Source organism: Streptomyces sp. NC-S4 (assembly GCF_054353315.1).
The window spans coordinates 8,535,512-8,548,272 of record NZ_CM135937.1; the positions used below are offsets into that span (position 1 = coordinate 8,535,512).

Genomic DNA, 12,761 nt, shown 5'->3' on the forward strand with positions numbered 1-12,761 from the left:
CTTGTCCCGCCACCAGCGCCGCCGGCAGTCCCTGCTGAGGCCGCGCCGACTGGCCGCGCCGCCGCTGCGCTTCTTCATGCCGCTGTCCTTGCTGGCCTGCCTGCTCGCCCTGCTCGTCCTGCGCGGCCTCGCCACCAACGAGGCGTTCCACGACTCCCGGATCGCCATCTCGGTCGACAAGACGACGGTTCCGGCCGACCTGCTCAAGGGCGGTCCGGTCATCGACGCGCGCGGCGCCAGGAACGAGCACCCCGTGAGTTACCACATCCCCGACCGGACCGCGGTTCTGAGTTTCGACGACGGCCCCTCACCGGAGTGGACTCCGAAGATCCTCGAGGTGCTCGCGGCCCGCAGGATCCGTGCGGACTTCTTCGTGACCGGCGCGATGACCACGCGCAACCCGGAGCTGATCCGGCAGATCGTTGCGGGCGGCCATGAACTCGGAGTGCACACCTTCACCCACCCCGACCTGGTGTACCAGTCCCACGCCCGGATCAGCTGGGAGCTGGCGCAGACGCAGCTGGCGCTGGCCGGTGTCGCGGGCGTCCACTCCGCCCTGTTCCGTCCGCCGTACTCCTCCGACGCCACCGCGATGGACGACTGGAACTATCCGGTCATCAAGTACGTGGGGGCACGCGGCTACCTCACCGCGTTCATCGACCGCGACACGGACGACTGGAAGCGCCCCGGCGTGAACGAGATCGTCAAGGCGGCGATGCCGGCCAAGCCCGGTGCGGGCGCGCTGATCCTGCTGCACGACGCGGGTGGCGACCGTACCCAGACCATCGCCGCCCTCGTGCAGATCATCGACAAGTTGCAGGCCCAGGGCTACCGCTTCACCACCATCTCCGACGCGCTCGGCGCCTCCGGTGCGACCGTGCCCGTGCACGGGTTCCAGCTGTGGGCGGGCAAGGGGTTCGTCTGGGCCACGAAGGTCGCCGTGCTCACCCTGCCGGTGCTGGTCGCACTGCTGGCCCTCGTCGGCTTCCTCAACTTCGGACGGTTCGCGCTGATGCTCGTCCTCGCTCCGATCCACGCCCGCCGCGCCAAACGGAGGGACGCCTGGGGGCCGCCCGTCACCGAGCCGGTCACCGTGCTCGTCCCGGCCTACAACGAACGCGAATGCATAGCCAACACCCTCCACTCCCTGGCCGTCAGTGACCATCCGATCGAGGTGATCGTCATCGACGACGGATCCACGGACGGCACCGCGGACATCGTCGAGGAGATGAACCTGCCGTTCGTCCGGCTGATCCGGCAGGTCAACGGCGGCAAGTCCAGCGCGCTCAACACCGGCATCGCGGCCGCCTCGTACGACATCGTCGTGATGATGGACGGGGACACCGTCTTCGAGCCGTCCACCGTGCGCGAGCTCGTGCAGCCCTTCGCCGATCCGGCGATCGGCGCGGTCGCGGGCAACGCCAAGGTCGGCAACCGCGACAGCCTGATCGGTGCCTGGCAGCACATCGAGTACGTCCTCGGCCACAACCTGGACCGCCGGATGTACGACATGCTGGGCGTCATCCCGACGATCCCCGGCGCCGTCGGAGCGTTCCGCAAGGATGCCCTGCGGCGGGTCGGCGGAATGAGCGACGACACCCTCGCCGAGGACACCGACATCACCATGGCGGTGCTCTGCGACGGCTGGCGGATCGTCTACGCCGAGCACGCCCGCGCCTGGACGGAGGCGCCCGCCAGCCTGCAGCAGCTCTGGTCCCAGCGGTACCGCTGGAGCTACGGCAGCATGCAGGCGATGTGGAAGCACCGCCGTGCCGTCACGTCCCGCGGCCCGGCCGGGCGCTTCGGACGGCTCGGGCTCCCGCTCGTCGTGCTGTTCGGCGTGATCGCCCCGCTGCTGGCGCCGCTGGTCGACCTGTTCCTGCTGTACGGAGTGCTGTTCGGGGACGCCCCGATCACCCTCACCAGCTGGGGCGGCTTCATCCTCCTCCAGGCCGCACTGTCGTGGTACGCCTTCCGGCTCGACCGCGAGAAGCCCTGGCACCTGATCAGCCTGCCGATCCAGCAACTCGTCTACCGGCAGCTGATGTACATCGTCCTGCTGCAGTCCGCGATCACGGCGATGACCGGTGGCCGACTGCGCTGGCAGAAGCTCAGGCGCACCGGCGAGGTCGCCGTACCGGTGGAGGCCTGACCGTGACCGCATCCTTCGACCTCGGTCGCACCCGGGACACCATGCAGCTGAGAATTCCGGCCGCACTGCGGGTCGAGCCGACGCGGGACGAGGAGACCGAGCCGAGGCCTGCGCCGCAGCAGCAGCAGTCGGCTGGGATCGGGAGCGGCCGCGACCGCTACCTGGACCTACTGCGCGCGCTGGCGCTGGGTCGCGTGCTGCTCTACCACAACTTCGGCTGGTTCTGGCTGCCGCTCGTCTTCCCGTCGATGGGCGTGATGTTCGCCCTCGCCGGCGCCCTGATGGCCCGCTCGCTCAGCCGACCCGCCCTCGGCGTGATCCGCGGCCGGCTGCGCCGCCTGCTGCCCCCGATGTGGCTGTTCGGCGCCGTACTGATCGCCCTCCAGATCCTCGACGGGTGGGGCCCGCAGTCCGAGGGCCACCCCACCTGGTGGTGGTCCAAGCTGGCTTTCTGGATCCTGCCGCTGAGCACCCCGCCGTACGCGGAGGAGCTGTCCGGCTTCCAGCACCTGGAAGCGAGCTGGGCCGTGCAGATCACCGTCCCGCTCTGGTACCTCCGGGCCTACCTCTGGTACGTCCTGCTCTCGCCGCTGCTGCTCAGGGCACTGCGACGCTTTCCGGTGGCGACGCTGGCCGGTCCGCCGACGATGGTCATCGTCATGAACGCGTTCTTCGCCGACCAGGAGTTCGTGTACAGCCGGGTGTGGGAGACCGCCAACGACTTCGCGACCTTCGGCGCCTGCTGGATCCTCGGCATGGCCCATCAGGAGGGCCTGCTCAAGAAGATCCCGCAGTACGTACTGCCGTCCGTCGCACCGCTGATCATGGTCGCCGGCTTCTGGTACCTGCAGACCCGTCCGGTCGATCCGACCGTGGCGACCGACATCGAGGCCTGGCCGATCGCCCAGGCCCTGTGGTCCTTCGGCTTCGTCGCCATCCTCCTCCACGCCAGCCCGTCGTGGGCGCGTTGGCCCAGGCCGCTGGAACGCTGGAGCGGCCTGGTCGGCCTGCTCAACGCGCGAGCCGTCAGCGTGTACCTGTGGCACCAGGTGGCCCTGGTGGTCGCCGTTCCGCTGATCGACCCCCTCTGGAGCGTCCCCTTCTTCTACGACAACCTCCAGTGGCTGCTGGCCAGCCAGTGGTTCACGCTGCTGGTGGCCCTCCCGCTGCTCGGGCTGCTGGTGCTGGCCTTCGGCTGGGTCGAGGACGTGGCCGCCAAACGCCCGCCACGCCTCTTTCCGTACCCCCGCCGCCGGGGTCGCCGCCGAGCCGCCGACTGAGCAGGGCCGCGCCTACCGGGAGTATTTGGTGCGGACCGCGCCGAGTATCTCTCCCGCCTGGGCGGAGCGCAGCGGGCCCGGGCAGGAGTGTCCGCCCCAGGCCCGGCCGCCCATGCGGTGGATGCCCAGCCCCCGGCCCTGCGGTGTGGAGGCGGGTTCGAGGGGCCAGCCGTGCTGGGCCATGCCCCAGGCGTAGATCCGGGCGACGGAGTCCACCTGCTGCGCGGTGAGCGGCCGGCTCGCGAAGCCCGAGGTCTCCACCGAGAGCCACGACGGGTTGCCGGTGCCCTGTGCCCAGGCCCGGTCGTGCGCGGAGACGTACTGTTCGATCTCGCCGGACTGCGAGACCCAGAAGTGCGCGGAGGCCTGGGCCGCAGGGTCGCTGAAGTGGTCGTGGAGCGAGTTCTCGCCCTCCTGTACGTGCAGGACCAGACCCCGCATCTCCCTGAGCCCGCCGGGAGTGAAGTTCACGGACAGGGGCCGCAGGGTGGCGTCCGGCATCCAGGCCTGCCTCCCGGGTTCGGGAGCCGCTTCGGCGGGCGGCTCCGCCGTGCTCTCCTCCTGCGCCTCGGTGCGGACGGGCCCGGGGTCCCCGCCGCGGTCGACGACGACCCCGAAGGCGGTGGCGATGAGTCCGCTGCTGGTGCAGAGCATTGCGGTGCGGCGCGACATGGGTCGTGCCTTCGGTTTGCGGTGGGTCACGCGAGCGGCGCCCTGGCGGCGGCTCGTCGGGAACGGAGCATCGGAGGGGTCCCTTGCTGGACTGACGTTCTCCAGCGGAATGCTTCACGACCATTAGTGTCGGAATGGGACCGGACGATGACCGTTTCGTGACGGCCGAACGCGGCGCGGCCGGTTCCGTGGCCCCGGCAGGCTGCCGGGGCCACGAGTGCGGGGTGCGGTTCGGGGCCGTCCCCCGCCGGGCGGCAGGGTGCCGCCGACTGGTACGCCCCCCTGCCCGGTTCCACCGTAGGCGGGCCGACGGCCGGACGGCCGCCGAATCCCCTTCCGGATGAAGGTGCCCCTGCGCTTGACCCATGCCTAGGCGAGCGGAATGCGGGCCCCTACCTGCCAGTCGCCCTCGGCCGTGGCCCCGGCGCGGAAGGTGCCGCCGGCCAGGGTGACGCGTTCGCGCAGGTTCTTCAGACCGTAGCCCGGGCGGGAGGCCGGGTGGGCCGTTCCGTCGTTGGTTATCCGTACGGCGGCCTCGTGGGGACGGACGCGGACGTGGACGCCGACGTGACGGCAGTGGCGGGCGTGCTTGCGGATGTTGGTGAGGGACTCCACCGTCACCCGGTGCAGGGTGGCGGCCACATCGGGCGGAACGGTGTCCGTCGGGCCTTCCTCGGTGAGGTGCGCCGGGACACCGTTCAGGGCGAACCCCCGTACCAGGGCCCGCAGGTCGTCCATGCCGCCGGGTGCGGCCGGCGGTGCGTCGCTCTCGCCGGCCGTGAGCCCGGCGACCATCTTCCGCACGGAGACCAGCGCCTCCGCCCCGGTCTCCTCGATGCGCTGCAGAGCGGGCAGGACCATGTCGGGCCGCCTGGCGGCGACCGCCCGGGCGCCCTGGGCCTGCACCACGATGCCGGTCACGTGGTGGGCGAGGCGGTCGTGCAGATCCCTGGCCAGCTCGATCCGCTGCTCGAGCCGGAGGCGGTGTGCGCGCTGCCGCCGGTCCGCCTCCACCACTCGGGCGGTCACACTCGCCCCCGCCACCAGAACGGTGACCAGGGTGAGGCCGAACGCGACGGTCAGGCTTCCTTCCTGTACGCCGATGGACAGGGGTCGCAGGACGATGGCGGCCGCCAGCAGCAGGACGACCGGCACGGTGGCGGCCGCCGGGCCCCGCCGGGCGACGAAGGCCAGCACCACGAGGAGGGCGACCGGTTCGAACGCCCCGTAGGCCGAGGAGACGCCGACAGCGGCGTGGCTCACGTGCACGGCCGCGGTGCAGATCAGCGAGGCCGTGGCGGCGGCGCCTCCGGCGTAGGCGTACGACCAGGCCTCCTTGAGCAGGGGCAGGGCGACGAGGACGGCGCCGACGGCGGTGGCCGACAGCACGAGCCGGCCCTGCGACGCCGGTCCGGTGAACGTCCCGGCGCGTACGTCCGCCCAGGCGGCGGCCGCGAGCACACAGGCTGCGAGGGACCGCAGCAGGACCGCCGCCCTGCCGGGAACGGCGAGGAGGCGGAAGAGAGGAGACCACATAGCGCGCAGATTAGATCATCCACCCGCCCCGTCCCTGCGCGCCGGGAGCCCGATGGCCGGGGATCGCCGTCGCCCGTGACGGTCACGGACCGGGACCCCTGCGGACGGGGCGGTGACACCGCCGGAGCGACGGCTACAGGGAGGGCGCGCTCGGGCCGGCCGCGTTGCGGATCAGCTGCCGGAGCACCTTCAGGGTGGTGACGTAGTCCGCGTCGTCGATGCCTTCGTGGAGGGCCGCACGGATCGCGGGGGCGTTGCGCGCGAGGTCGACGCGGGCCTGCTCGCCCTCCGCGGTGAGCCACAGCCGGTCCTGCGGGTCCCGGGTCAGCCAGCCGCGCTCCAGGAGGACCTCGGCCTCCGCCGCCAGGTCGTCCTCGTGCCGGATGTAGGAGGCCATGGCCTCCCGCAGCTCGGGCAGGGTCATCCCCTGGCCGTCGGGCGAGATGTCGTTCACCGACAGATTGCGCAACAGCCAGAACTGGGGCTGGGTGTAGTCCTTTTCGGCTATCCGGGCCCGGGTGAACCCTATGAGGGCCTCGTAGGCGATACCGGTCCAGTAGGCGGCGGGCTGTCCGGCGAGTTCGGCGTCGGACATCTGCTGGGTCGTCATGTCGGGCTCCCTCACGGTGCGGTGCAGGTGATACGGAGACCGTAGGACCTCAAGTGCGCTTGAGGGCAAGGGCGGGTGCCTCAGGAGGGCGTCGCGGCGTGATCGGACTCGCTGCGCAGGACGCAGAACTCATTGCCCTCGGGATCGGCGAGAACCGCCCAGCCCGTACCGTCGGGCTGCCGGCGATCGGTGACCAGGGTGGCTCCGAGCTTCAACAGCCGTTCGACCTCCTCCTCGCGCGAGGTCGTCGGATTCAGGCACAGGTGGATCCGGTTCTTGATCGTCTTCGGTTCCGGCACCTGGTTGAAGTACAGCACCGGGCCCTCCGCAAGCATCACCAGCGTCTCCTGGTCGCCCGGTTCGGAGTGCGGATACACCGGACAGCCCGTCACTTCGCTCCAGAACCGGGCCAGCTCATACGCGTCCGCACAGTCGATCGCCACGTTCTGCACCACTGAGACCATGCGGCTCACCCTAGGGCCTGTCGTCAAACTCCCGTCTGCCCCACGGCGCCTGGCACGCCCTCTCGCCGCACCGGGCGAAAGCCGAGTACGTCCAGTACGCGCGCTTCCGCCCGGCACGCCGAGAGCACGCACCAGACGCCGCGGGGCCGCCCTCCGGGCGACGACGGGAGTTTGACGACAGGCCCTAACCCTGCCGGGTCCAGCGCTGCGACGCCTCCCCGCCGCACGTCTTCGTCACGAGACCGCCGCTCATGCCCAGGTCGAGACAGCCCCCGCTGAAGTCGTTGCGGAGGCTGCCGCCCGACCCCGTGCGCCACAGTCGGGCGGTGCCCTGGGAGCAGTCTCCGACGAAGACCGCCTGGCCGAGCATGTTGGCGTACAGGCAGCCCCCGCCCTGCTGGTTAACGAGCCTGAAGCTGCCGTCCGATCCGCTCTGTACGGTCCACCGGGCGCTCGCGTCCGTGCAGTCGCCGTAGTCCGAAGCCCCGAAGACCTGCGTGATGCACTTGCTGTTGTTGCCGTTGCGGAAGCGGTAGGTGCCGGACGCGGGAGGTGCCGGGGGCGGTGGGGCCGTCGGCGCCGTGGACGTTCCGCCGCCGGAAGGTCGCGTACCGCCGGAGCCGCCGCCCCCGTTCGCGGGGCTGCCGGAGTTCCCGGCGCCGCCCGCGCCGGGCTGCGTACCGCCGCCGGGGAGGGGACCCGCGCCGGGCGCGGTGCCGGTGCCGGTGCCGGGGCCGGTGCCGCCCGCGCCCCCGGCGGCCGCCGCCGCGGCCGCTCCCGGGTCCTGGGCGGGCGGCTGCGCGGGTGACTGCGCGACCGACGGGCCGCCGCCCGCCGTACTCGCCGTACCCGATGCCGCCGCCGACCCGGTCGGGCCGGCCGGGGCCGAAGCCGTGACCGGAGCGGCCGGGGAGTCGCCGGCCCCGGCCTGGGGCGCGGAGGCGTACGGCAGGTGCTGGATGGCGAGGGTCGTACCGCTCGCGACCACGACGACGGGTACGACGGCGAGGAGGACGCGGGTGCGGCGGCTGCGCGCGGACCGTTCCGGACGGGCCGTGACCGGGGGAGCGGGGGCCGCCGGAGCCGGGGCCTTCTCCGGCGCGGGCCCGGGTGCGGGCTCCGGTTCCGGTTCCGGTTCCGGCCGCCCGCCCGTGAGCGGGACCGTGGGCACATCGGCCTCCTGGACGTTCGCCGCGAAGGCGGCCCGCTCCGTCAGGCGCTCGGTCACCGCCTCCGGCCACAGCGGGGCGCCGGACGGCCCGTGCCCGCGAGCGCGTTCGAGGAGTTCGGCGGCGGTGGGACGTCCCTCGGGGTCCTTGTCGAGGCAGGCCGCGACGAGCTCGGCGAGCTCCGGCTCCAGCTCCCGCAAGGGCTCCAGTTCGGGCTCCTCGTGGACGATCCGGTACAGCACCCCGTGCCCCGACTCGTCGCCGAACGGCGGCCTGCCGCACGCCGCGTACGCGAGTACGGAGCCCAGCGCGAACACATCGGTGGCGCCGCTCAACCGCCTTCGCCCCGAAGCCTGTTCGGGGGCCATGTAGGCGGGCGTGCCCACCACCATGCCGGTCCGGGTCAGCTGGCTCTGCTCGGCCGCCCGGGCCACGCCGAAGTCGATGAGGGTGAGTCCGTCGAGGGTCAGCATGACGTTGGACGGCTTGAGGTCCCGGTGCACCATGTCCAGCGCGTGCACCGCCGCCAGTCCCGCCGCGGCCTCCCGCAGCAGCAGCCACAGGGCCCGCGCGGGCAGCGGGCCGCCGTGCAGCGCGATGGCCTCCCGCAGGGTGAGCCCGGGGATGTACGCGGTGGCGAACCACGGGGGAGTGGCGGTGCGGTCGCTGTCGAGCAGCGGCGCGGTGGCGTCCGCGGGCAGCCGGGCGAGGTTGTCCAACTCGTGCCCGAAACGGCGCAGGAAGTCCTGGTCCTCGCCGACGACGGAGGACAGCAGTTGCTTGACGGCGACGTACCGCCCCTCGCGGATACCGAGGTAGACGCGCCCCATGCCACCGGCCCCGAGCCGGCCCACCAGCGGGATCGACCCGATACCACGCGGATCCGTCGCCTCCAGCGGCTCGGCCCCGCTCCCCGTCAGCTCTGACACGTCAGCCAGCCCCACTCGAAATTGGAGAAGTTTCCAGAAATCTAACCCCGATGATCCCGGGACGGCAACGCGGGTCGCCGGAAGCCGAGTTGTCCCCGTGGGACCGGCCCGCGCGACGGCCCGGCCCCGGTAGTGGGATAATCCAGTCGGGGAGACAGATGTGACGCACTCGGATCGAGAAGCTCGGGCGACTCGAAGGGAGGAGCGTGGTGAGCACCCCCGCCGCCGCTCGCATCGCTGACCTGCTGGACGACGTACCGACGGCCTCGAACCCGCCCCCTCGGTTTCCCGCTCCGGCCCCCGCCCGACCCCCGCGCACCGATGGTCCAACGCTCAACATCACCGTGATCTGGGGCGACATCGCCCGGATCGAGGCCGATCTGCACGTCACGGGCCACTACCAGTCGGTAGTGCCCGCAGCCGCGGAACTGGCACTCGACCGGGCCATCTCCGTCGAACCCCGCCGCACCATCACCGAGCACACCAAGCTCGGCTGGATCGAGGCCCAGTTGGGCGAGGTCACGTACTTCCCCTGCAGGGAGGGCCCCGTGCGCTGCGCGGCCGTCGTCGGCATGGGACCGATGGGCACCCTGACGGAACGCCGCGCCGTCCAGCTGTACGCCTCGCTGCTCGGCGAAGCGCTCGGGCTCGGCCACGTCGGGACCATGGCCACCGTGCTCATCGGCTCGGGTACGGGCAATCTGACCGTCAAACAGGCGGCCCGCGCCCTCGTCCGGGGATTCGCCGACACCCTGGCACCACTGGGCCCGCCCGCGCCGCCGCCCCGGCTCACCGACGTACTCCTCCTGGAGGTCGACCGGCTGCGCGCGGAACAGCTCCACCTCGCACTCACGGACTCCGCCGCGAAGCTCCCGCAGGTACGGATCGTCCCCGCGCTGCGCGAGGAGACCGGCGGCGAGCTCTTCGGACCCTCCGCCGCGGTGTACGCCCTGTCGGCGCTGACCGGGCTCGCCGGGCCGGCGGGCGAAGCCGCCCCCGACGGCACCCCGGGCGGCCCCGGTCCGCCCGGGTCGGCGCAGGACGTCCTGCACACCGTGCTCGCCGGCTTCGACGACAACATCCGGGGGAAGATCCGCGAGCAGCTGGCGGACCTGGCCTCGGTCGAGCACACGGAGCTGTCCGTGACCGTCCGCAGACCGGCGGAGGCCCAGGACGACGCGGTTCCCGTCCGGATGTCCGTCCAGTCGGGGGTCGGCGGCCTGCGCTGGGCGGCGCTGACCGGGCGGGCCACCGTACCGGAGCGGCTCGTGCCGGTGGACATGGACCTGCTGCGCGAACTCGTGGACCGGCTGACGGAGCCGAGTGTCAAGGACGCGTGCGAACTGCCCGACCTGCTGTCCCGGTTCGTGGTGCCGCCGGACTTCCAGCGGCTGCTCACCGACGACTCGACGGTGCTGCTGGAACTGGACCGGGACACGGCCTCCGTGCCCTGGGAGTTCCTGGCCGAGATCCAGCAGGCCGGCGTGGAGAAGCGCGATCCCCTGGCGATCCGCACCCAGCTGTCCAGGCAACTGCGCACGACCTACTCGCGGGTGATGACCGAGGGCCTCGCGGACGGCCCGCTGCGCGCTCTGGTGATCGGCGACCCGGGGGACCCGGAGAAGGGCTTCCACCTGCCGGGAGCCCGCCAGGAGGCCCTCGCGGTGGCCTCCCGGCTCAAGGAGCTCGGGGCCAGCGTCAGCCTCTTCGTCGGCGCGGCGAACGCGCTGCGCCAACCGGGAGTCGACCCCGCCCGGCGCCTGGACGTGCTGCGGGTCCTGCTGTGCGGGGGCAACCACATCGTGCACTACTGCGGGCACAGCGACTTCGACCTCTCCGGTACGGGACGCCGCTCGGGCTGGGTCTTCGCGGACGGCCTGCTGACCGCCCAGGAGCTCGCCCTGCTCGAACGCCCGCCGCTGATCGTCGTGGCCAATGCCTGCTACACGGCCCGCCTCGGCGACGCCGCCGGCCCCGGCGCCCCGGACGCGGCGCCCGGCCTCGCCGGCCGCAGTCCCTGGGGGAACCCGCAGGCCGCGCTGGTGCCGAGCCTCGCCGACGAGTTCCTGCGCATGGGCGTGGGGCACTACATCGGGGCGGCCTGGCGGATCCCCGACGACCAGGGGATCACTTTCGCCGACCAGTTCTACACGCACCTGTTCAAGGGCGGGTCCGGCGAGGCGACCCCGACGGTGGGCGGCGCCGTCCGCGCGGCGCGCAGGCGCCTGTACGGGCTCCGCGCCGCCGGGGAGCAGGAGCCGGGACCCGACAGTCCGCAGGGCCGGAACGGCCCCGACGGCCCGGACGGCCCGCAGGTCGCGCCGAGCGGGCAGCGCTGGAGTTCCTGGGCCGCCTACCAGCACTACGGGGACGCGGCCGACCCGTTCGTCCGACCAGGGGGCAGCTAGGAGGTCCACTCATGGCCAGGATCCCGATGGCCGATGTCGTCGTACTGCTCCCCGGTATCGGCGGGAGCGTGCTGACCAGGAACGGCAAGGACGTGTGGGCGCCCTCCGCCTCGGCGGTACTGGGCGCGCTGGCGAGCCTCGGCGGTTCGCTGGAGTCCCTGGAACTCGGTGCGGACGACTGGCTCGTGGACGATCTCGGCGACGGCGTCGCCGCCGACCGTCTGGTGCCCGATCTGCACACGCTGCCCGGACTGTGGAAGATCGACGGCTACACGGCGATCGAGAAGTTCCTGCTGGCCCGGTTCGACCTGCAGAAGGGCCGGAACTACTTCCCGTTCCCGTACGACTGGCGGCGCGACAACCGGGCCGCCGCCCGCAGGCTCGCCGAGCGGAGCGCCACCTGGCTGCGGGACTGGCGGGAGACGAGCGGCAACTCCGCGGCCCAGCTCGTCCTGATCGGGCACTCGATGGGCGGGCTCGTCTCCCGCTACTTCGTCGAGGTGCTGGGCGGCTGGAAGGACACCCGGGCCATCGTGACGTTCGGGACCCCCTACTACGGCTCGCTCAACGCCGTCGAGTTCCTGTGCAACGGCTTCCAGAAGCGGATCGGACCGTTCGAGAAGGACCTCACACGCCTCCTGCGCTCCTTCACCGGCCTCCACCAGCTCGTACCCGTCTACAGGTGCGTGTACGGGCCGGACGGCGAGGCGGCCACCCCGGCCAAGGCGGGGCTGCCCGGCTGGCAACCGCAGTGGAGCAGCCACCTGACCGACTTCTTCGGCGAGATGGAGAAGGCGGCCACCGAGAACAGGAACAAGTCCGACTGGGAGTCCAACCAGGTGGTCTACCACCCCATCGTCGGCATGGACCAGCCCACCCGGCAGTCGGCCCGGCTCACCGACCACAAGGCCGAGACCCTGATGGTCCGCGGGGACGCCGACGAGGGCGGCGACGGCACCGTGCCCAAGCTCTCCGCCGCCCTCTCCGGCACCGAGGACGCCCGCACCTTCGTCCCGCAGAAGCACGGGAGCCTGCAGAACCAGGACGCGATGCTCGACCACCTCGGCGGCATCCTCCAGTCCCTGCACGACATCCGGATCGACGACCTGCGCGCCGCCGTGACCTCGTGGTTCAGCTACCTCGGTGACGATCTCTACCTCTCCGGCGAACCCGTCGTCTGCGAGGTCGGCGCCATCAGCGCGCTCGGCGAGAGCGAACTGCCCGAGGTCCCGGCGCGACTCTCGGTGACCGCCCGGACCACCGGCCGGGCCGTGGTCGCCCGCGAGCTCACGGTCGCACGGCGCAGGCAGCGGGTCGACGTCGGCGTGCTGCCCGCCGGCACGTACGACCTGCTGATCAGCGCCGGGGCCGACACGGCCCCGCTGTCGGACGTCTTCGTGGTCGCCGGTCCGGAGGGCACGGACGCCGCGGAGCCGCGGCGGGATTCGTGACAACGATTACATTCATCCCCAAATAGGGCATTCGGCAGGGATCATTGTTTCCCGTAATTGTCGTATATGGCTGCCATTGCGGCCCGCGCC

The 12,761-nt window shown here is 72.1% G+C and carries 9 protein-coding genes; 4 read left to right on the forward strand and 5 right to left on the reverse strand.

What is annotated here, in order from left to right; all coding sequences use genetic code 11:
* The first annotated feature begins 1 nt into the window (after window position 1).
* Entirely contained in the window at window positions 2-2,152 is a 2,151-nt protein-coding gene (locus tag ACXNSR_RS38255; RefSeq protein WP_458639938.1) for a bifunctional polysaccharide deacetylase/glycosyltransferase family 2 protein, read from the forward strand.
* Window positions 2,153-2,154: 2 nt separating this feature from the next.
* Entirely contained in the window at window positions 2,155-3,432 is a 1,278-nt protein-coding gene (locus ACXNSR_RS38260) for an acyltransferase family protein (protein ID WP_458639939.1), read from the forward strand.
* 12 nt (window positions 3,433-3,444) lie between these two features.
* Here the strand turns inward: ACXNSR_RS38260 and ACXNSR_RS38265 are convergent, their stop codons facing one another.
* From ACXNSR_RS38265 to ACXNSR_RS38285, 5 genes are all read right to left on the reverse strand, one after another.
* On the reverse strand, window positions 3,445-4,104 hold the full coding sequence (locus tag ACXNSR_RS38265) for a peptidoglycan recognition protein family protein (RefSeq protein ID WP_458639940.1): 660 nt from the start codon (window positions 4,102-4,104) through the stop codon (window positions 3,445-3,447).
* A gap of 369 nt (window positions 4,105-4,473) precedes the next feature.
* Window positions 4,474-5,640, reverse strand: a complete 1,167-nt coding sequence (locus ACXNSR_RS38270) for a sensor histidine kinase (RefSeq protein ID WP_458639941.1) — start codon at window positions 5,638-5,640, stop codon at window positions 4,474-4,476.
* Window positions 5,641-5,773: 133 nt separating this feature from the next.
* Entirely contained in the window at window positions 5,774-6,250 is a 477-nt protein-coding gene (locus ACXNSR_RS38275) for a MarR family transcriptional regulator (protein ID WP_458639942.1), read from the reverse strand.
* Between the two features lie 80 nt (window positions 6,251-6,330).
* Window positions 6,331-6,714, reverse strand: coding sequence for a VOC family protein (locus tag ACXNSR_RS38280; protein ID WP_458639943.1), 384 nt, complete (start codon window positions 6,712-6,714; stop codon window positions 6,331-6,333).
* Window positions 6,715-6,898: 184 nt separating this feature from the next.
* Complete coding sequence (locus ACXNSR_RS38285; protein ID WP_458639944.1) at window positions 6,899-8,812, reverse strand: serine/threonine-protein kinase; 1,914 nt, start codon at window positions 8,810-8,812, stop codon at window positions 6,899-6,901.
* 209 nt (window positions 8,813-9,021) lie between these two features.
* Here ACXNSR_RS38285 and ACXNSR_RS38290 point away from each other — a divergent pair, with 209 nt between their 5' ends.
* Together ACXNSR_RS38290 and ACXNSR_RS38295 are read left to right on the forward strand one after the other, a co-directional pair.
* Window positions 9,022-11,220: a CHAT domain-containing protein gene (locus ACXNSR_RS38290; RefSeq protein ID WP_458639945.1), complete on the forward strand. Its 2,199-nt coding sequence runs from the start codon at window positions 9,022-9,024 to the stop codon at window positions 11,218-11,220.
* An 11-nt stretch (window positions 11,221-11,231) separates the two neighbouring features.
* On the forward strand, window positions 11,232-12,671 hold the full coding sequence (locus ACXNSR_RS38295; protein ID WP_458639946.1) for a lipase/acyltransferase domain-containing protein: 1,440 nt from the start codon (window positions 11,232-11,234) through the stop codon (window positions 12,669-12,671).
* Window positions 12,672-12,761 lie beyond the last annotated feature (90 nt).

Excerpts from the sequence above, each read along its gene's own strand:
- ACXNSR_RS38265 (WP_458639940.1), bottom strand. The coding sequence starts at position 4,104 with ATGTCGCGCCGCACCGCAATGCTCTGCACCAGCAGCGGACTCATCGCC.
- ACXNSR_RS38270 (WP_458639941.1), bottom strand. The coding sequence starts at position 5,640 with ATGTGGTCTCCTCTCTTCCGCCTCCTCGCCGTTCCCGGCAGGGCGGCG.
- ACXNSR_RS38275 (WP_458639942.1), bottom strand. The coding sequence starts at position 6,250 with ATGACGACCCAGCAGATGTCCGACGCCGAACTCGCCGGACAGCCCGCC.
- ACXNSR_RS38280 (WP_458639943.1), bottom strand. The coding sequence starts at position 6,714 with ATGGTCTCAGTGGTGCAGAACGTGGCGATCGACTGTGCGGACGCGTAT.
- ACXNSR_RS38295 (WP_458639946.1), top strand. The coding sequence starts at position 11,232 with ATGGCCAGGATCCCGATGGCCGATGTCGTCGTACTGCTCCCCGGTATC.